15 protein-coding genes and 1 pseudogene are annotated in these 19067 nt (G+C 72.0%); 3 read left to right on the top strand and 13 right to left on the bottom strand.

Translation table 11 applies throughout. The annotated features are described in order from the left end of the window. Positions 1 to 7: 7 nt before the first annotated feature. From BA175_RS20520 to BA175_RS20505, 4 genes are all read right to left on the bottom strand, one after another. Positions 8 to 1240 (bottom strand): cytochrome P450 family protein, encoded by a 1233-nt coding sequence (locus tag BA175_RS20520; RefSeq protein WP_069172887.1) that lies wholly within the window; start codon positions 1238 to 1240, stop codon positions 8 to 10. 145 nt (positions 1241 to 1385) lie between these two features. Beyond that, entirely contained in the window at positions 1386 to 2357 is a 972-nt protein-coding gene (locus BA175_RS20515; protein ID WP_069172886.1) for a cation diffusion facilitator family transporter, read from the bottom strand. 29 nt (positions 2358 to 2386) lie between these two features. Next, positions 2387 to 3262 carry an acyl-CoA thioesterase gene (locus BA175_RS20510; protein WP_069172885.1) on the bottom strand — a complete coding sequence of 292 codons (876 nt, stop codon included), beginning with the start codon at positions 3260 to 3262 and terminating at the stop codon, positions 2387 to 2389. An 18-nt stretch (positions 3263 to 3280) separates the two neighbouring features. Then, complete coding sequence (locus BA175_RS20505) at positions 3281 to 4438, bottom strand: acyl-CoA dehydrogenase family protein (RefSeq protein WP_069172884.1); 1158 nt, start codon at positions 4436 to 4438, stop codon at positions 3281 to 3283. Positions 4439 to 4964: 526 nt separating this feature from the next. Here BA175_RS20505 and BA175_RS20500 point away from each other — a divergent pair. Beyond that, entirely contained in the window at positions 4965 to 5390 is a 426-nt protein-coding gene (locus BA175_RS20500) for an Asp23/Gls24 family envelope stress response protein (RefSeq protein ID WP_069172883.1), read from the top strand. Positions 5391 to 5465: 75 nt separating this feature from the next. On the opposite strand, the gene BA175_RS20495 is transcribed toward BA175_RS20500, so the two are convergent. The 7 genes from BA175_RS20495 to BA175_RS20465 all read right to left on the bottom strand — a co-directional run bounded on the left by BA175_RS20495 (position 5466) and on the right by BA175_RS20465 (position 14578). Next, positions 5466 to 5870: a peptidase inhibitor family I36 protein gene (locus tag BA175_RS20495; RefSeq protein WP_069172882.1), complete on the bottom strand. Its 405-nt coding sequence runs from the start codon at positions 5868 to 5870 to the stop codon at positions 5466 to 5468. 176 nt (positions 5871 to 6046) lie between these two features. Continuing rightward, positions 6047 to 8395 carry a glycoside hydrolase family 3 N-terminal domain-containing protein gene (locus BA175_RS20490; RefSeq protein ID WP_069172881.1) on the bottom strand — a complete coding sequence of 783 codons (2349 nt, stop codon included), beginning with the start codon at positions 8393 to 8395 and terminating at the stop codon, positions 6047 to 6049. Between the two features lie 38 nt (positions 8396 to 8433). Further along, the gene (locus tag BA175_RS20485) at positions 8434 to 10368 is read right to left on the bottom strand and encodes a glycoside hydrolase 5 family protein (RefSeq protein WP_069172880.1); all 1935 of its coding nucleotides are present in this window, start codon (positions 10366 to 10368) and stop codon (positions 8434 to 8436) included. A 49-nt stretch (positions 10369 to 10417) separates the two neighbouring features. Next, entirely contained in the window at positions 10418 to 11470 is a 1053-nt protein-coding gene (locus BA175_RS20480; protein WP_069172879.1) for a LacI family DNA-binding transcriptional regulator, read from the bottom strand. Further along, positions 11467 to 12294 (bottom strand): carbohydrate ABC transporter permease, encoded by an 828-nt coding sequence (locus tag BA175_RS20475; RefSeq protein WP_069172878.1) that lies wholly within the window; start codon positions 12292 to 12294, stop codon positions 11467 to 11469. The genes BA175_RS20480 and BA175_RS20475 overlap by 4 nt, the downstream gene beginning before the upstream one ends. A 14-nt stretch (positions 12295 to 12308) precedes the next feature. After that, positions 12309 to 13253 carry a carbohydrate ABC transporter permease gene (locus tag BA175_RS20470; RefSeq protein ID WP_069172877.1) on the bottom strand — a complete coding sequence of 315 codons (945 nt, stop codon included), beginning with the start codon at positions 13251 to 13253 and terminating at the stop codon, positions 12309 to 12311. A gap of 32 nt (positions 13254 to 13285) precedes the next feature. Then, a complete protein-coding gene (locus BA175_RS20465) occupies positions 13286 to 14578 on the bottom strand; it encodes an ABC transporter substrate-binding protein (protein WP_069172876.1) in 1293 nt (430 codons plus the stop codon). A 540-nt stretch (positions 14579 to 15118) separates the two neighbouring features. On the opposite strand from BA175_RS20465, the gene BA175_RS20460 reads away from it, so the two are divergent. After that, positions 15119 to 15463 carry a hypothetical protein gene (locus BA175_RS20460; protein ID WP_254667922.1) on the top strand — a complete coding sequence of 115 codons (345 nt, stop codon included), beginning with the start codon at positions 15119 to 15121 and terminating at the stop codon, positions 15461 to 15463. A gap of 118 nt (positions 15464 to 15581) precedes the next feature. Here the strand turns inward: BA175_RS20460 and BA175_RS20455 are convergent, their stop codons facing one another. Both BA175_RS20455 and BA175_RS31870 read right to left on the bottom strand, forming a co-directional pair. Then, positions 15582 to 15806, bottom strand: coding sequence for a DUF397 domain-containing protein (locus BA175_RS20455; protein WP_069172875.1), 225 nt, complete (start codon positions 15804 to 15806; stop codon positions 15582 to 15584). A 34-nt stretch (positions 15807 to 15840) separates the two neighbouring features. Beyond that, a pseudogene (locus BA175_RS31870) lies at positions 15841 to 15996 on the bottom strand (Scr1 family TA system antitoxin-like transcriptional regulator); the annotation flags it as partial. A gap of 97 nt (positions 15997 to 16093) precedes the next feature. Between BA175_RS31870 and BA175_RS20450 the strand changes: the two are divergent. Continuing rightward, positions 16094 to 18982, top strand: coding sequence for an AfsR/SARP family transcriptional regulator (locus tag BA175_RS20450; protein WP_069172874.1), 2889 nt, complete (start codon positions 16094 to 16096; stop codon positions 18980 to 18982). Positions 18983 to 19067: the final 85 nt, after the last annotated feature.

Below are 19067 nucleotides of genomic sequence, written 5' to 3'. Positions count from 1 at the left end.
CCGGTCCCTACACCGGGCACAGGCGTACGGGCAGGGACCGGTGACCGTTGCTGATCAGCGAGGCCATGGGTTCCAGCTCCCCTTCGGCCACGGCGAGCTCGGCGTCCGGGAACCGGCCGAAGAAGGCGCGCAGCGCGGTCTCGCCCTCCAGCCGTGCCAGGGCCGCCCCCAGGCAGAAGTGGATGCCGTGGCCGAAGGCCAGGTGCTCCTTGGTCAGCCGCGTGACGTCGAAGCGGTCGGGGTCCTCGTGCCAGTCGGGGTGGCGGTTGGCGGCCGCGTAGGAGGCGAGGATCGCCTCGCCCCGGCGGATGACCCGCCCGTCGGGCAGGGGGATGTCGGCGACGGCGTACCGCAGGGGCAGGTGTTTGACGGGCGGTTCGTGGCGCAGGGTCTCCTCCACCACGTCCGCCCAGGTGGCGCGGCCCGCGCGGACGTGGGCGAGCTGTTCGGGGCGGGTGAGCAGGGAGGTGACGGCCTGGTCGATCAGATTGACCGTGGTCTCGTATCCGGCGTTGATGAGCAGGAGCAGCGTGTCACGCAACTCCGACTCGCTCAGTGCGGGCCCGCCGGCCGTCTCTCCGTCCGCGCGCAGGGTGATCAGTGCGGAGGTCAGGTCGTCGCCCGGGGCGGCCTGCTTGGTGGCGATGAGGTCGTCGAGCATCGCGTACAGCCGCTGGGTGTTGTCGGCGGCCTCCTCGGGGGAACGCGTGGTGTCGAACACCCCGTCGACGAGCGCTCGGAAGTCGCCGCCGCGGTCGTCGGACATGCCCATGAGGTGGCCGATGACGGCGATGGGCAGCGGATGCGCGAACCGCTCCCGCAGCTCCGCGCTTCCGCCCCGGGGTGTGGTCTCCAGGGCGTCGAGGAGCCGCTCCACGAGGTCCTCGACGACGGGCTTCAACGCGGCGACGCGCCGGACGCTGAGCGCCGGGGCGACGATCCGGCGCAGGCGGCGGTGATCGCCGCCGTAGGCGGTGAACATGTTCGTGGCGGCGATCCACAGGGCGAGCGGCCAGCTCCGGACGGCCTGCTCGTAACCGGGCCAGTGCCGGCGTCCGTCCTTGGAGACGTCCGGGCTGGTCAGCAGCTCTCTGAGCAGCGCGGGGTCGGACACGGACCAGGCCGGTACCCCGAGTATGTCGACGCGCGCCGCGAGCCCCTCGGCGCGCAGGAGCCGGTGCTCGGCGTCCGCGTCGCGGGCCGCGGGGTCGAGGACGATGCGTGCTGCGTGCTGGGCCACGACGGGACTCCTCGGGGGGAGGGAGGCGGCGGGCGGAAGGCCCGCCAGGGTCCTGCCCGCCGCGAGCCGCCCGGACCCCGGCGCTCGGGCGCACGTCCCTCTGTCCGGTGTGCGACCGGCTCACTCGGCGCCCGTCCGCGTCCCGTCATCCGCCGGAGCGCGCCGCCGACCGCTGTGCGAGCCCCGGGGTCGGGTCCAGATACACCCGCCGGATCGACGGGTACCGCTCGCGCAGCCGCTGCTCCGCCTCCTCGCAGGCCCACTCGATCTCCGCGGCGGTCGACGCGTCCCGGAAGTCGACCTTCGCCGCGACCAGCAGTTCCCTCGGGCCCTGGATCAGCGTGGTCAGCTCCAGCACCTCGACGACGTGCGGGACGGACAGCAGCTCCTCGCGCACCCCGGCCCGCATCTCCGCGGGGAGCGGGCGGCCGATGAGCAGCTGGGCGTTGGACCGGCAGAGCACCCAGGCCACGTACACCAGCAGGACGCCGATCAGGACGGAGGCGATGCCGTCCCAGATCCCGGAACCCGACAGCTGCCCGCCGAGGAGGCCACCGGCGGCCAGCAGGAGACCGGTGAGGGCGGCGGAGTCCTCCATCACCACGGCCTTGACGGCCGTGTCCGAGGTCCGGCGCAGGTAGTGGGGAGCGGGCATGCGGAGGCGGGCCGCCTCGCCGCGGACCTGGCGGATCCCGGTGCGCAGCGAGAGACCCTCCAGGACGAAGGCGACCGCGAGGACGAGGTACGAGACGAGCGGATCACCGAGCTCCTCACCCTGTGTGAGGGTGTGGATGCCGTCGTACAGGGAGAACACCGCGCCGCCGACGAACGTCGCCACGGCGGCGAGCATCGCCCAGATGTACCGCTCGGGGCCGTACCCCAGCGGGTGCTCCTCGTCGGCGGGCTTCCCGCTGCGCTTGAGCGCGGTGAGGAGCATGACCTCGGTGACGGTGTCGGCGACCGAATGGGCGGCCTCGGAGAGCATGGCGCTGGAACCGCTGATCAGCCCCGCGACCAGCTTGGCCACGGCGATGCCGAGATTGGCGGCCGCGGCGACGACGACGGTGACCGTGGACTCGCCGCCGGAGTCCCCGCCCCGGTTCTTCTCGTCGCTCATGGGGGCGAGTATGTCCGAAGGGGCGCCGCTCAGTCCCTCGGGACGCGGACCACGCCCTCCTGGATCACGGTGATGGCGAGCTGCCCGTCCGCCGTGTAGATCCGGGCCTGGCCGAGGCCGCGCCCGCCGGACGCCGACGGCGACTCCTGGTCGTACAGCAGCCACTCGTCCGCCCGGAAGGGCCGGTGGAACCACATCGCGTGGTCGAGGCTGGCACCCACCACGTCGCCCACGGCCCAGCCGCCGCGCCCGTGGGCGAGGAGCACCGCGTCGAGCAGTGTCATGTCGGAGACGTACGTCGCCATGCAGACGTGCAGCAGCGGGTCGTCGGCCAGCTTGCCGTCGGTGCGGAACCACACCTGCGACCTCGGCTCGCGCGGCTCGCCGACGCTGGCGAACGGCGGGGCGTCCACGTACCGCAGGTCGACGGCCGCACGCGCCTCGATCAGGCGGTCCACGACCGACGGGTCGCCGAAGCGGTCGGCGTACCGGGGGAGTGCCTGCTCGGCCGTGGGCAGCGTCCCGGGGTCCGGGGCGGGTGGCATCGGGGTCTGGTGGTCCAGACCGTCCTCATGCGCCTGGAAGGAGGCGGAGAGGTGGAAGATCGGCTTGCCGTGCTGGACGGCGACGACCCGGCGGGTGGTGAAGGACCGTCCGTCGCGGATCCGGTCGACGCTGTAGACGATGGGCGCCCCGGGGTCCCCGGCGCGCAGGAAGTACGCGTGGAGGGAGTGGGTGGCCCGGTCCGGTGCGACCGTACGGCCCGCCGCGACCAGGGCCTGGGCGGCGACCTGGCCACCGAACACCCGGGGCACGACCGCCGAACGGCTCGTGCCCCGGAAGATGTCCTGCTCGATCCGCTCGAGGTCGAGCAGATCGAGCAGGGAGTCGAGTGCTGAGCTCATGGGGAGAGGGCGACCGCTCTACAGACCCATGGACTTGGCGATGATCGACTTCATGACCTCGCTGGTGCCGCCGTAGATACGGTTGACCCGGTTGTCCGTGTACAGGCGGGCGATCGGGTACTCGTTCATGAAGCCGTACCCGCCGTGCAGTTGGAGGCAGCGGTCGATCACGCGGTGCGCGACCTCGGTGCAGAACAACTTCGCGGAGGCGGCCTCGGCGGCGGTGAGCTCCCCGGCGTCATGGGCGTCCATGGCCCGGTCGACGACGGCCTCGGCCGCGTCCACCTCGGCCTTGCAGGCGGCCAGTTCGAACTTGGTGTTCTGGAAGGACGCGACCGTCTTGCCGAAGACGGTGCGGTCCTGCGTGTACTGCTGGGCGAAGCGCACGGCGGCGGCGGCCTGGGCGTACGCGCCGACGGCGATGCCGAGGCGCTCCTGCGGGAGGTTCTGGCCGAGGTAGGAGAAGCCCTTGTTCTCCTCGCCGAGCAGGTCCTCGACGGGCACCTTGACGTCCACGAAGGCCAGTTCGGCGGTGTCGGAGACCTTCAGGCCCAGCTTGTCGAGCTTGCGGCCGACCGAGTAGCCCTCGGACTTGGTGTCCACGACGAGGAGCGAGATGCCGTGGCGCCGGTCGTCGGCCCTGGGGGCGTCGGTGCGGGCGCAGACGATGACCTTGTCCGCGTGCACGCCGCCGGTGATGAAGGTCTTGGCGCCGTTGAGGACGTAGTGCGTGCCGTCCTCGGAGAGCTTGGCCGTCGTCTTCATGCCGGCCAGGTCCGAACCGGTGCCCGGCTCGGTCATGGCTATCGCGTACATCGTCTTCCCGCTGACGAAGTCCGGGAGCCAGCGCTTCTTCTGCTCCTCGGTGGCGTACGACTTGATGTACGGCAGGCAGAGCAGGACGTGCACCCCGGAACCGCCGAAGGAGACGCCCGCGCGTGCGGTCTCCTCGTACATGATGGCCTCGAACTTGAAGGACTCCTCGCCCGCGCCGCCGTACTCCTCGGGCACCTCGATGCCGAAGATGCCCAGCTCGGCGAGCTTGTAGTAGAAGTCGCGAGGAGCCTGGCCGGCGGCGAACCACTCGTCGTAGACGGGGACGACCTCGGCCTCGATGAAGGCGCGGATGGTCTCCCGGAACGCCTCGTGGTCCTCGTTGTACACCGTACGGCGCACGGGGGTGCCTCCTCAGTCGGCTTCAGCTGCAGCTTCGGTCAGGATGGCTAAGCGCTTGCTCAGTCCTGGTCAGAAGTTACCCGGCGGTCACGGTGGCTGTCCAGGGTGATGCTGAGCACGCCCGCCGCCCCGGCTGCACCTCCGGGCGGGCGGGGACGACAGGCGGTCCCGGCCGCGCCTCACGCGCCGACGGGGCTGTCCGCCGGAGGGCACGGCACCACGGAGGGGAAGCCCGGGGAGTGCGGGGTGGGATCGGGGCGGCGCGCGCGAGGGGCTCTGCGAAGGGCTGTCCGGGGGCGCGGGCCGCCGCGCCCCCGGACAGGGAGGTGAGGGCTGGTCCTGACCCTCACCGGTGATTCGGAGCCGGTCCGCCCCCGGATGGGCCGGGCGTCCGGAAGATGGCGGAGAGTGCCGAGGCGCGGCGCTGTGTCACTCCGATGGCGGCGGGCGACGGGCGGGCGCACTGTGGAACGAGGGTCGGTGAGAACCGGGCCGGCCTGTCGTACCAACCCTCTGTGAGGCAGTCATGGCTGAACTGGACGGGAACACGGAAAAGACCGGACGCGGCACGACCACCATCTCCGACAACGTCGTCGCCACCATCGCGGGCATCGCCATCCGTGACACGGACGGCGTGCACGCGGTGGGCACAGGGGCGTCCAAGGCGCTGGGAGCCGTCACCGGCCGGGTGTCCGGGTCCTCCGCGGCAGGGCGCTCCGTCAAGGTGGAAGTGGGGGAGAAGCAGACGGCGGTCGATGTCGCCATCAAGGTGGAGTACGGCGTGCCGATCCACGAACTCGCCGACCGGGTCAGGACCAACGTGACGGACGCGGTCGAGAGCATGACCGGTCTGGAGGTCGTCGAGATCAACATCACCGTCTTCGACGTCCACATCCCGGGCGACGACAGCGACGAGGACGAAGGCGGTCGGTCGTCCGCCCGCGTGCAGTGAGCCCGCGCCGGGTCCGAGCCCCGGCGCCGGCCGCCCGCCCGTCCGTCCGTCCCCGGGATGGGGCGGCTTCCCCGGCTACTGGGGCTTGAAGGAGCGGATCTGGTAGTCGCCCTGGAGGTTGCCGCCCTGCCCGGCGAGCGTGGAACCGACCCGTGAGTGGAAGTTCGTCTGCGTGTAGTACTGCACCCGGTGCTCGGTCTTGTTCCACACCGACAGGACGTTCCGCCCCTCGCGGATGAACGAGCAGTTGTCGGCGGTGTTCCGCATCTCGCGGACCGTCCACTGGCAGCGGGTCCCCTCGCCGTTCCAGCCGGCGAACGCGCAGAAGTAGCCGTGCGTGCACCGGGTGAACGCGGCGGCCGGGGCGGCGTGCCCGCTCTGCCCGGCGGCCGTGCGCGCGTCGGTGGCCGAGACGGGGCCCGACCCCAGCCCGACGGCCAGGAGGATCGCGGTGGCGGCACATGCGGTGATGCGGTTCATGGTGACTACCTCTCACTGTTCGTCGGCGGGACGATGCCCGTGGCAGAAGCAGCGTGGCACCCCGATGACCTGCGCAGACAGGTCCGAAAGGGGGGCGCGCGAGGTCAGGGTGACGGTAGGAACGCGCCTGTGCGCACCGGCGTGGAGCCGGCCTCCGCCGACGGAGGGCCGCTCCGTCACCGCGGAGCTGCGCGCGGTCCGGCCGGTGGTCTCGCCGTCACCGTGAGCGGTGCCTCCCGAGTGCGGTGCGACGACGGGCCCGTCCCGATCGCGAACTCGCCGGGCTCCACGGCCCAGTGCCCGGTGAGGGTGAACGAGGCGAGTGTCCGCGCGTCCACCGCGAAGGTGACCTCGGTGCTCCCGCCGGGCGCCAGTTCCACCTGCGCGAAACCGCGCAGCTCGCGCACCCGTGGCCACGAGGTCCCGCCGAGCACCCGGCGCACGTAGAGCTGGACCGTCTCCCGCACCGGTCGCGTGCCCGTGTTGGCGACGCGGACCGCACAGCTCACCGGTGCCGGTCCCTCGAACCGGTCCACCGCCAGGGACGACCGGGACAGCCGGGGTGCGCCGTACTCGACCGTCGTGCAGGACAGCCCGTGACCGAAAGGATGACGGGCCGTGGCGGGCTGGTCGACGTACCCCCGGTAGCCGTGGTCCTTCCCGTTGTAGAAGACGGGCAGTTGGGCCGCCGAGCGGGGTACGGACACGGGCAGCCGCCCCTGCGGCTGGGCCGCGCCGAACAGCACGTCCGCGACCGCCCTCCCGCCCCACGGACCCGGATACCAGGCACTCAGTACCGCGGCCGCCCTGCCGGAGAGGTCGGGCAGCGCGTGGGGGCGGCCCTGGACGATCACCACGACCACCGGTGTCCCGGTCGCGGCGACGGCGTCCAGCAGGGCCGACTGCCCCGCAGGCAGGCCGAGTTCGGCGAGGTCGACGCCCTCGCCGCAGGTCATCTCCACCGGATTGCCGGAGGTGACCACGGCTGCCCCGTTGGCGTCGAAACGGGTTCCGGACTCGCGTGCGCTCGATCCGCCGAGGACCAGCACGGCCACATCGGCGGCGCCGGCGAGCGCCACCGCCTCGGGCAGATCAGACAGATCCCCGCCCACGAGGCCGCAGCCCTCGGCGTACACGACGTCGGTCCCCTGCGGCGCGGCGGCCCGGATGCCGGCGAGCACGCTGCTGCCCGTCCCGGGCGGTTGCGGGGCGGTGTAGTCGCCGATCTGCTGCGGAACGGAATCGGCGTTCGGCCCGATGACCGCTACGGTCCCGATCCGCCGGCCCGCGAGCGGCAGCGTCACCGCGTCGTGTTCGAGGAGGGTGACGGACTCGCGGGCGATGCGCTCGCTCAGCCGCTCCAGGCGGGCGCGGTCCGGCCCCCGCCCGGCGGCCCGCCCCGCGGTGTACGGGTGCTCGAAGAGGCCGAGGCGGAACTTCAGCGCGAGGACGCGGCCCACCGCGGTGTCGAGCGCGGATTCCTCGACGAGACCCCGCCGGACCGCCTCCGCCAGCCGGGGGTAGCAGTCGTCCCACAGGCTCAGATCGGTCCCCGCACGCAGCGCCAGCGCACCGGCCGCAACCGGGTCACCCGCCATCCGCACCAGACGGTCGACCGCGAGCCCGTCGGCCATCACCAGGCCGTCGTAGCCCCACTGTTCCCGGAGGATTCCGGTCAGCAGACGGTGGTTCGCCGCGCACGGCACGCCGTCGAACTCGTTGTACGCCGCCATCAGACCCGCGGCTCCGGCCCGCACACCCGCCAGTGCCGCCACCAGGTGGATCTCGTGCAGCTCCCTCGCGCCCAGCTCGGTGGCCGCGCTGTTGCGGCCCCCGACCGTGGCCCCCTGCCCGGCGAAGTGCTTGAGGACGACGGCCGCGCGGTCCGGCCCGATGCGCTCCCCGGCCGGACCCTGCACACCGCGTACGAGTGCCTCGGTGAACCGCGCCGCGAGATACGGGTCCTCTCCGAAGCACTCCTCCGCGCGACCCCAGCGCGGATCCCGCACCAGGTCGAGCGCCGAGACCAGCGCGACATGGCCCCCACGGGCCCGGAGCTCGGCGGCCGCGAGGGCGGCCGCCTCCTCGTACAGCTCCGGGTTCCAGGTGGCGCCGACCGCCAGGTTCACCGGCAGCACGGTTCCGTCCAGCGCCTGAAGCCCGTGCGGCATCTCCTCGACCAGCAGGACGGGAATGCCGAGCCGGGTGTTCTGGACGACGTGCCGCTGCACGGCGTCGGAGACCCGCGCCCCGTCCGCCGCGCCGATACCCGTCTCCGGCGTCACGCCGGACCACGGGTCGGCGCGCTGGAGCCCGTACAGCGCGCCCATCCCGTCGTAGGCCGCCACCTCCGCCCGGAACGCGTCCGTCAGCCGATGGCCGGACGGGGTCCGCTCGTACGCGTCCCAGCCGTACATCCGCTGGTTGACCTGGCCCACCTTCTCGGTGAGCGTCATCCGTGACAGCAGATCGCGGACCCGGTCGGCGACGGGCACCTCGGGGTCGCGGAACAGCGGCTCGGGCATGGGGCGGTTCACCTCGGGAGGTCGGGAGGGCAGGGCGGTCAGCGCAGTTCGAGTACGCGCACCCCGTACGGGGGGAGGACCACGTCCCGCACCGGCTCCCCGCCGGTCAGCTCGCGCAGCTCCCCGTCCGCCGCCGGGCACACGGTCAGCTCCTCGCCGGACTGGCTCACCAGCCACACGAAACGCGTCCCGTCCTCGCGGACCAGCGTGTCGGCGCTGACGTACGGGGTGTCGACGGTCACCGGCCGTGCGGCGCCCGCCAGTTCCGCCAGGGCCGCGTACAGCCGGTGCGTCTGCTCCGGATTGACGCGTGCCGTGCGCGCCGCCATGTGCTCCAGCGGATACGTCGCCAGGACCGTGCGGCCCTCGCCCGTCCCGTGACACAGCAGTGCCGGGCGGCCGTGCGCGTCGGTGGCCACGACCCGTGCGCCGTCCGGGACGACGGGCAGATAGGCGCGGCTGTCCTCGTTGCCGGCGACCGGGAAGGTGAGCACCTCGCCCGCCGCTATCGACCCGAAGTCCTCGGCGAACGTCATCTCCAGGACGTCGTCCTCGATCGGCTCCGCGACCCCGTAGGACAGCTGGAGCTCCACCCCGAACAGCCCGTCGAGGTCGTGGAACCACGGGCCACGGGTCGTCGGGTACTCGCCCGAGCAGAAGGACAGATAGACCGTCGCCCCTTCCCGCGCCCGGCGCTCCAGGGCGCGGCGGGTGCGGGTGGTCAGCTGGCGGGTCGAGGGCAGCAGGTACAGCGAGGCGTCCTCCGGCAGCCCGTCCGCCTCCCGGGCGAACGCCACCGGCAGGTCCGCACCGCGCGCCGCCACATAGCCCTGGTGCAGCGAGGTGAAGATCAGCGGACGGTCGGCGGGCCTGCTGTAGGGGTAGCCCCGCTCCAGGAACGCCGGCACGACCAGGGCCGCGTCCGCGTCGGTACGCCGGCAGCGCCTGAAGTCGACCTGTTCCAGGACCTTCGCGAAGGCGGCCAGTTCGCGCAGCGGCTCCTTGGGGCGGCCGGCGCCGTCGGTGATCCCGAAGTGCATCTCGAAGGGGTGGTGGTCGTACGGCGACCGGTCCCACAGGTCGTCGTAGTCCGTGTTGTTCCAGGCCATCCAGCCGGTCGCCCCACCCAGCAGCGAGTTGTGCAGGGTCTGCCGGTAGAAGATCCCGGCGTTCGCGGCCGAGACCGTGTCGGTGGAGAGCCCGAACTCCTCCAGGACGACCGGCTGCCCCGTCACGGCGGCCAGCTCGCACTCGAACGCGGCCCGGTAGTGCTGGCGCGGCCGGTCCGTGTCCGAGCGGTAGACGTGCGGCCCCACGAAGTCGACGTACTCCGCGGTCTCCCGCAGCGAGAAACCGTTGTCACGCCCGGTCACCTCGATGCCCCAGGCGCCGTCGCCGAGCGACACCGGCTGGGTGCCACCCGCCGCGCGCACGGCGTCGCACATGAACTGCGCCCAGGCGGTGACGACATCGCTGGACGGAGGGTCGACCTGGTAGATCCGGCCGTAACCGGGCATCTCGTTCGTGATCAGCCAGCCCGTGACCGCCGGATGGTCCTTGAAGCGCCGGGTCATCTGGGAGACGAACCACGCCTGCCGGCCGACGAGCCACACGTCCTCGTAGAGGTCCCGGTCGCCGCGCCAGGCCGGGTCCCAGTTCTCGCCCGACATGTGGCCGACGATGAAGGTGGGGACCGTGCCCATCCCCGCCTCGTGATGGGCGTCCAGGAAGTCCCGGAACCGGTGGCAGAGTTCCTCGTCGATCCGTCCCGGCTCGGGGTGGAAGTCGGGCCAGTAGAAGAACGACCTCGTCATGTTCAGACCGTGCTCCCTGAGCACGGCCAGCTCCTCGCGCACCGTCCGCGGCTCGTAGTTCCGCCACATCAGCGGACCGCCGGTGCGGGACCAGAAGTTGGCCCCCAGCCAGGGGAGTACGGAGGAGTCGTGGGTGAGCTGGGCGCTGTGGCGTCGCATGGTTCTACAGGTCCTCTTCGGTGTGCGGGGGGTGCCGTGGTGCGGCGGTTCAGGCCGGGGACGGCAGGGGGCCGGTCGATTCGCGTACGACCAGACGGGGGCGGCCGTCGAGCACGGGTGGCGGTACGTCCTCGCCGCAGCCGACGAGCAGGGTCCGGGCGGCTGCCGCGCCGACGCGCTGCACCTGCTGGTCGACGGTGGTGAGCCGGGGGTGGACCCAGCGGCCGAGCGAGAGGTTGTCGTACCCGACCACCGACAGGTCGCCGGGCACCCGGAGACCGGCGCGCTGTGCGGTGCCGATCGCGCAGACGGCCATGGAGTCGTTCGGGAAGACGAGGGCCGTCGGCCGGTCGGGCAGCGCGAGCAGTTCCTCGGTCACCCCCACGGCCGCCCGTTCCGTGAAGTCGCTGTGCCGTACGGCGACGGGGAGCAGACCCGCCTCGGCCAGACGCTCCTCGAAGGCGTGCAACCGCAGCCGGGTGTGCAGCAGTTCGGCCGGCCCCGCGACGTAGGCCACGCGCCGGTGGCCGAGCTCCAGCAGATGGCCGACCGCCTCCCGTATGCCGGCCCCCTGCTGTCCGAGGCCCACCCGGGGCACCGGCGAGGCGGTGTCGGGGGCACCCAGCAGCACGGCGGGCAGTCCGAGGCCGCGCAGCAGCTCCGGACGCGGGTCGTCGGCGCGGGCGTCGGTCAGCACGGCGCCGTCTATCCGGCCCTCGGCGGCCAGGCGTTCGTACAGCGCGCTCTCCTGCGCCATGTCGGCGACCAGGTGGAGCAGCAGACCGTAGCCCCGCGGGGCGAGTTCGCCCTCCAGACCGGTGATCAGCTCGCTGAAGTGCGGGTCGGAGCCCAGCACGTCGGTGGGCCGCCGGACGACGAGCGCGATCGTGCGGGTCCTGGCCCGGCGCAACGCGGTCGCGGAGGCGCTGGGGGACCAGCCGAGCTCCGTGGCCGTGTCCAGGACCCGGCGGCGGGTGGCCTCCGAGAGCCGGCCGGTGCCGTTGACGGCCTGGGAGACCGCCGCGGTCGACACCCCCGCGGCGGCGGCCACGGCCTTGATCGTGGGGCGCGCCGGGGCACGCCCTTCGGGACGCTTGGTCACATCTTCACCGCTCCGCTGACGAGGGCCTGCTGCATCCGCTTCTGGAGCACCGTGTAGACCACCCAGACCGGGACCAGGGTCAGCACCGTGCCCGCGGTAAGGATGCCGTAGTCCGTACCCGTCAGGGACTTGAGCGTGGGCAGGGCGACCTGCACCGTCCGCAGGTCCGGGTCGGGGCCGATGATCACGAGGGAGTAGAGGTACTCGTTCCAGAAGGTCAGGAAGTTCAGCAGCAGGATCGTCGCGATGCCGGGCATGCACATCGGTGTGTAGACGTGCCGCAGGACGGCGAAGGTGGACGCCCCGTCCATGCGCGCCGCCTCCTCCATCTCGCGGGGGATGGTCCGCATGAACTGCACGAGGATGACGACGGACAGCGGCATCGCCGTCGCCGGCAGGAACAGCACCATGAACGCCCGGGTGTGGAACAGCCCGGTGGCGGCGGCGAGCAGGAACGTCGGGAAGAGGGCCGCGAAGGTGGGGACCAGGAACCCCAGCGAGAACACCCGCTCCACCAGCGCCCCGAGACGCCCCTCGGTCCGGGCGATGGCGAAGGCCGCCGGCAGGGCGAGCGCCAGGGTGAGCGCCAGCGCCAGCGCCGTCACGAGCAACGAGTTGAGGACGGCCGGCCCGAGGTGCGCGGAGGAGAACGACTCGGTGAAGTTGGTGGGGGAGAGAGAGGTGGGCAGGGAGAACGGGCTCCCGAAGATCTGGTCGTTCGTCTTGAACGCCGAGACCAGCAGGTAGTAGAGGGGCACGACCAGCAGCGCCACGTACAGCCAGGCGAAGACGTGCGCCGGCAGCCAGGACCTTCCGGACTTCATGGGACCTGCTCCGATCAGTAGTTCTGGCGGAAGACGCGACGGATGGTGAGCAGACCGGCCAGGCCCACCAGGAAGAGGACCACTCCGACGGTCTGGCTGTAGCCGAGGTCGGCCGCGATGAACGCCTTCTGGTAGACGAGGAAGGACAACGTCGTCGACGAGCTTCCCGGGCCGCCCTGGGTGAGCAGCAGGACGTTCTGCGCGGAGCCGAACAGCGTCCAGAGGAACTGGAGCATCGTCACGACACCGACGAAGTCCCGTATGACGGGGAAGTGGATGCGCCACATGGCACGCCAGTGACCGGCGCCGTCGAGCTGCGCGGCCTCACCGATCTCGTCCGGGACGCTGCCCAGCCGGGCCGCGAACAGCACGGCGGTGAACCCGACGCCGCTCCACAAGTCGAGGACGATGAGGGAGGCGAGCGCGGTGGAGGGCGAGGCGAGCCAGGCGTCGGTCATGGAGCCGAGACCGACCTTGTCCAGCGCGCCGTTGAGCAGGCCGTCCGGTGAGAGGACCGCGTAGAAGACCATCGCCTTGGCGGGGGTCGAGATCAGCCCGGGGACGAAGAGCAGGTAGCGCAGGACGCGGTGCCCCGGGGGCTTCTGCGCCACGTAGTACCCGAGCATGTACGCGCCGACGATCATCAGCGGCAGGGCCACGGCGAGTTGTACGGCGGTGTTGCGCACCGCGTCCAGGAAGACCGGGTCGCCGAGGACGGCGCTGACGTTGCCGGTGCCGGCGAAGGTGACCGGCTGGAGCATGCCCGGCCAGTGCAGGGCCGCGATGACGAAGATGGCGACCAGCGGGCCGACCATGAAGACCAGGTACCAGACCAGGGCGGGCACCGCGAGGACGACCCCGCCCTGCGTACGGCGCTTCGTGGTGGTGGCGGTGGAGGGCTGGGGGGCGGCCGGTCCGCGGACCGAGGCGCCGCCCGGGGCGGACGAGAGCATCGTCATGGGAGGACTCGCAAAGGCTCGGGCGCGCGGATTCAGGCCGTGCGGTAGGCGGATTCCAGGGCTGAGCGCACGGAGGCCGCGCTCGTGCCCCGCGTGAAGGCGGTGCTGGTCGCGGTGATCAGCGGCTGGGTGGCGGTGGGCGGGACGTAGAGGTCGGGCAGGAGCGCCTGGCCGACCCGGTCGCCGAGGCGCTGGGCGGCGGCCACCAGCGGGAACTCCTTGCTGACCGTGTCGGTCACCAGCGCCATGTCCCGGCCGCTCTCGGTGATGAAGCGCGAGACGATGTCGGGCCGGTACATGAAGCGGAGGAACTTCTCGACCGAGGACAGCTTCTTCAGGCCGTTGGGGCTGATCCAGAAGCCGATGAGGGTGTACGAGCGCAGGATGGTCGGCTTCTCGTGCGCGGCGCCCGGCGCGAGCGGCCAGCCGCCGACCTCGGTGTGCCCGGCCGTCCCGGCGGGGACCTTCGCCAGCGCGGAGGACATCGCGGACTGGATGGCCGCCGCCTCCGTGTTGTACTGCGTGGTCATCGTGTCGGACGTCAGACCCTGGGCCTTGTCGGCGAAGACACCGGCGTCCCGCAGCGACACGAAGTAGTCGATGCCCGCGCGGGCGCCCCGGCTGCCGCTGAAGTCACCGGTCGTGTAGACCTGCCGGGCCTCCTCCGGGGTGAGGAAGGTCTGGATGATCTGGGCGAGCAGCTTCTGTCCCGTCCAGTCGTTGCCGCCGACGGTCACCGGTGCGATGCCCTTCGCCCGCAGCTTCCGCGCGGCGCCGATGAGCTGGTCCCCGGTGGTGGGCACGGCGTCGACGCCGGCGCGGTCGAGCAGGTGGGTGTTGAAGGCGACGGGCCAGTTGGTGGCGAAGTAGGGGAAGGCGCGGAGCCTGCCCTTCCCGTCGGTCCACTCGGTGAGTGCGGCGGGCAGGACGCGCTCGCGAAGGCCCCAGTCGTCGAGGTAGTCCTTCACGTCGACGGTGGCGCCGACGTCGGTCCAGGCGAGCGTCTTGTCGTACAGGTTGACCATGACGACGTCCGGCTCCTTACGGGCCAGCCGCGAGGTCTCGTACACCTGGGGGAGGTCGTCGCCGTTGACGAGGTTCTTCACCCGGAGTCCCGGGTTCTCCTTCTCGAAGGCCTTGACGGCGGCGGTGTACGTGGGCGAGCCCGGCGCGGTCGTGCCGAGCTGGGTGTGGACGACGAGCGTGCCGGGGTCGGAATCGGCCGAGGCGAGCGTGGAGCAGCCGGACATTGCGGGCAGCGCGGTAGCGGCGGCGAGGCCGGAACCAGCGGCAAGGAAACCGCGCCGACTCAGGGGTGAGCGCACAGCGGGATGTCTCCAACCAGGACGTTAACCGGAGTGGTTAATCGATGTACCAGCGGGTTGCGAGAAACCTAGGGGCGGGGGGAGAAATGGTCAACCCCCGGTTGCGCATGCTGGAATAGCCGACATTTCGGGCCGTGTGTCATGCGGAGGGAGCCGGTCGGTCGTCGTCCCTCGCCATGCCGTAGGGGGCATGGCGATCGGCCGTCGTCCCTATGCTCCGTACATGCGTGCGAGATGGGTGGGGGCCGCCTTCGCGGCGGGGCTGATGCTCTGGTTCGGCTGGGGCCTGGCCGGAATGGTGACCTAAGGACTGTCCCGCAATTCCCGGCGGGCGTGCGACGACAGCTACGGCACCTCGCCGCGTTGTCGGAACGTCCCCATACATCCAGTATGCGGACGTCCCTCCGCCGTGGGATGCCTCGCATCTGACGCCGCACGCTGATCCACCGGGAAGTGCGGGACAGCCCTTAGGGGTGCGCGCCGCATCCCAAGGGCGGCTGTGGCGTACCGGAAGGCGGCGGGAAGTACTTCACGGCATCCATGGCCGCGCTCCGGCCGCTGGGCATCATGGCCAAAGCCTTCGGGCGCTACCGCACGGACTGGCGCCCGGCTCCGGGGTACTCGGCCGGAGCGGTGGCCGGAGCGGTGGGCGCGCTGACCATGGGCACCTCGCTCGGGCACTGGATCGTGGCGTTCGCCCTCGTCTCGGCCGGTGTCGCGATTCCCTGGACTGCGCGGCGCCGGACCGACAGGGCGCGCGAGGCGCGGCGCCTGGAGCGCGAGCGCCGCATGCGCGAGGAACGGCTGGCGCGCTCCCGGGCGCGGAGGGCCGAGCGTCGACGTGAACGCCGTAGACGACGGCGCGAGGAGAACAGCGGTACATGACATGAAGGCACGAGCCGGGCGCGCCCTCGGTGCGTCGCTGTGACGTTCGGTGTGCCCCGATCAGGGCCACGCGCACACCCCGCATGCCGGTGATCCCGGCCGGGGCGGGGTGCGCGGCTCAGGCGGCGAGACGGCCGGCTTTGACGGCGGCTACGAAGGACGACCAGCCTGCGGCCGGTATCAACAGGGTCGGCCCGTTCGGGGACTTGGAGTCGCGGACGGGGATGCCGGAGGGGTGGCCGGCCAGGACCTCCACGCAGCTGCCTGATTCCGGACCGCTGTGCGCCGACCTGCGCCATCCGTGCAGCACGGACGCGTCCGGGATCGCGCGTTCGATCCTCATGCCCATAGTCCTTGGCCGCCGCTCGCACCATGGCGAGTGACTCTCTCCGTGGAAGTGCGTCGCTCAGTGCGAGAGCGTAGATGTCCTGCAACCGGGCGACAACGGCCGGGGACTCGTGAATCTTCCCCGTCGACAGCCCCTCGCTGTACGCGACAGGTGGCTGATCCTCGAAGGACATGAGCGAGACCATGACACGAATCGTATGGAAGTCGTCACCTGGATTCCCTTTCCGCCGGGTCGAACATCGTTACGCTGCACCGCAGTCAGCGACAGTCACGGAGGCCGCGGTGGGGGAGCCGACGTTCGGGATCCTGGGGCCGCTCCAGGTGCGGGCCCACGGGGCCCCGGTGCGGATCAACGGGGCGAAGCCCAGGGCCCTGCTGGCCACCCTGCTGCTTCAGCCGAACGGTTTCGTCTCGCTGGACCTTCTGACAGAGGTTCTCTGGCCCGGCGGCGCACCGAGGTCCGCGGTCGCCAACGTGCGCACCTACGTTCGGACGCTGCGGCGCCTGATACCGCCCGCGGCGGTCGAGGGGCTGCGCACCATGCCCTCGGGGTACTCGCTGGACGCTGCCCCTGGCGAGGTGGACATGCTGCTCTTCGAGCAGCAGCTCGCGGCCGCCCGTGCCGCTCGCGACCGCGGTGAGGACGCCGTCGCGCTGCGCTTCTACGAATCGGCCCTGGAGCTGTGGCGCGGCGGGGTGCTCCAGGACGTGCCCTCCAGCGTGGTGTGGGACCCGGCCATCACGCGCATGGAGGGGCTGCGGTCGGTCGCCGTCGACGAGTGCCTGGAGTTACGGCTCCGGCTCGGGGACTACGCCCATCTGGTCTCCGGCCTCCGATCCCGGCTGACCGAGAACCCTCTGCGGGAGGACCTGTGGCGGATGCTCGTGCACGCGCTTCACGACGCGGGCCGCAGCGCCGAGGCGCGGTCCGCGTACGCCGAGGCGGAGCGGGTGATCGCCGCCGAGCTGGGCATCGAGCCGAGCGCTCCGCTACGGGCCATCGGTGCCGAGGTGAACGGCTACGCGGGCCGGCGCCACGCGGCGGTGCCCGCGTCCGTCTGCCAGCTGCCGATGGACATACCCGACTTCACCGGTCGCGCCGTCGAGGTCGCCGACCTGGAGGAGCTGCTGTCCACCGCAGCGCGACAGCCCGTGGTCGCGGCGGTGTCGGGACCACCGGGTGCCGGGAAGTCCACGCTCGCCGTACACGTCGCCCACCGGGTGCGCGACACCTTTCCCGATGGTCAGCTCTTCGTCGACCTCGCGGGGACGAGCGAGTGCCCCCGTGAACCGGCGGACGTCCTGGCGGAGATGCTGCGCGGCCTCGGGGTCATCGACAGCGCGATACCTGGTGAAACGGGCGAACGCGCCGCGATGTTCCGTTCCCGTCTGGCACAGCGGCGCTTCCTCGTCGTGCTCGACGACGCCCTGGACAGCACACAGGTGAGCCCGCTGCTCCCAGGCACCGGCGGCTCGGCCGTACTGGTCAGCTCCCGGCGCCGGATGCCCGGGCTGCCCGCGCACCACTGCCCGCTCGGGCTGATGCGGCCCGACGACGCCCGTGCCCTGTTCGGGACCATCGTGGGCGCGGACCGGCTGCTCCGGGAGCGCTCCGACGCCGACCGTGTCCTCGCCGAGTGCGGATCGCTGCCGCTGGCCGTACGGATCGCTGCGGCGCGGCTGGTGAACCGGCCCGGGTGGAGCGTCGGCACCCTGGCCGACTCGCTGCACGACGAACGCGGGCGTCTCGGGGCGGTCCGCTCCGGTGAGCTCGAGGTACGTGCCGGCGCCGAGCTCAGCTACCGCCATCTTCCCGAGCCCGCCGCCCACGCCTTCCGCACCTTCGGGGACCTGCCTGACGACGCCGTCCCCGGCTGGCTCGTCGCCGTGGCGACGGGGTGCGACGGTGAGGCGGGGGGCCTGGAGACCCTGGTCGACGAACACCTCGTGGAAGTCGTGGGCAGGGACGATCTCGGTCTGAACCGCTACCGCATGCACGGCCTGCTGCGTTCCTACGCCCGCGAGCTGACCCTGACGGGCAATCAGGAGGACCGGCTCCGGCGTCGCCTCCAGGTCATCGACGCCCTCATCGCCCTCGCACGCTCAGCCAACGCCGCGATGCCCACCCGTTTCCTCGGTGTCCTGGGCGGGCCCGACGAGCACGGCCCGCCGGACGGACCGGCGCACGCTGTCGCGGCCAAGGTGCGTGCCCGGCCGGTGGACTGGTTCGAGAGTGAGCACCGCAACCTCATGGCTGCCGTCGACGCTGCTGTCCGGCTCGGGCGGACCGACCGGGCCGCCGACCTGGCCATCGAACTGGCGGGCTTCTTCGACATGCGCGGCTACTACGGGGACTGGCTGCGGACCCACCGGCTCGTACTCGACGCCATGCCGCGCCACGAAGACGTCAGGGCGGCGGCCCTGCTGCGCAACCTCGGCCAGCTCCACCTCTACCAGGACCGGTACGCGGACGCGCTGACGTCCTTCGACCGCTCCCGCGCGCTCTTCGCCGAACTCGGCCACCCGACGGGGGAGGCCGTCGCCGCGGTGGGGGCCGGCTCGGTCCACCGGGTCGTGGGTGATCTCCGCGCCGCCCTCGGGGCGTTCACCGCCGCGCTCCAGGACTTCACCGCCGCCGGTGACCCGCACGGTGAGGCGGTGGCACGCAACGCGATCGCCTCCGTCTGGCTGGAGCGCAAGGAACCGGAGGCCGCGGCCGGCTGGCTGCGCGGGGCGCTGGAGCTGTCCCGCGGCGTGGGGGACCGCCACCGCGAGGCGCAGGTGCGCCGCCGGGTCGCCGTCCTGCACGAACTGCGCGGTGAGGCGCGGTCGGCGCGTGGCGAGCTGGAGCGCGCCCTCCGCATCTTCGACGAGCTGGCCGACCTGCACTGCGCCGCCTACGTGCAGCAGAGCATCGCGGAACTGTGCTTACGGCAGGGCGATGCCCGGGAGGCGTCGGCACTGCTGATCGGTGCCCTCGCCGTGCAGCAGCAGCTCGGTGACCGCCGCGCCGAGGCGCGGGTGGCCGGCCTGCTGGGCGAGTTGCACGATGCGACCGGCCGGAAGCAGACCGCGCGGCACTACTTCCACCGCTCCCTGGCCACCTGGCACCGCCTGGGTCTTCCCGACGAGGCAGGACTGGTGGACGCCAGACTCCGTTCGATGCGCTGAGCGGTCCGCCGGAGACGGGTGCGACCGCCGTCGCACCCGCACCGGAGGGGGTCATCGGACGGCGGGCCGTCCTTTGGCCCGCACC

This window comes from Streptomyces griseus (assembly GCF_001715295.1).
In the GTDB taxonomy this organism is placed as follows: Bacteria; Actinomycetota; Actinomycetes; order Streptomycetales; family Streptomycetaceae; genus Streptomyces; species Streptomyces griseus_G.
This window is presented reverse-complemented; position numbering and strand designations above follow the sequence as displayed.

Excerpts from the sequence above, each read along its gene's own strand:
- BA175_RS20475 (WP_069172878.1), bottom strand. The coding sequence starts at position 12,294 with ATGAAGTCCGGAAGGTCCTGGCTGCCGGCGCACGTCTTCGCCTGGCTG.
- BA175_RS20490 (WP_069172881.1), bottom strand. The coding sequence starts at position 8,395 with ATGCCCGAGCCGCTGTTCCGCGACCCCGAGGTGCCCGTCGCCGACCGG.
- BA175_RS20495 (WP_069172882.1), bottom strand. The coding sequence starts at position 5,870 with ATGAACCGCATCACCGCATGTGCCGCCACCGCGATCCTCCTGGCCGTC.
- BA175_RS20510 (WP_069172885.1), bottom strand. The coding sequence starts at position 3,262 with ATGAGCTCAGCACTCGACTCCCTGCTCGATCTGCTCGACCTCGAGCGG.
- BA175_RS20500 (WP_069172883.1), top strand. The coding sequence starts at position 4,965 with ATGGCTGAACTGGACGGGAACACGGAAAAGACCGGACGCGGCACGACC.
- BA175_RS20460 (WP_254667922.1), top strand. The coding sequence starts at position 15,119 with ATGGCCGCGCTCCGGCCGCTGGGCATCATGGCCAAAGCCTTCGGGCGC.
- BA175_RS20470 (WP_069172877.1), bottom strand. The coding sequence starts at position 13,253 with ATGACGATGCTCTCGTCCGCCCCGGGCGGCGCCTCGGTCCGCGGACCG.
- BA175_RS20485 (WP_069172880.1), bottom strand. The coding sequence starts at position 10,368 with ATGCGACGCCACAGCGCCCAGCTCACCCACGACTCCTCCGTACTCCCC.
- BA175_RS20455 (WP_069172875.1), bottom strand. The coding sequence starts at position 15,806 with ATGAGGATCGAACGCGCGATCCCGGACGCGTCCGTGCTGCACGGATGG.
- BA175_RS20515 (WP_069172886.1), bottom strand. The coding sequence starts at position 2,357 with ATGAGCGACGAGAAGAACCGGGGCGGGGACTCCGGCGGCGAGTCCACG.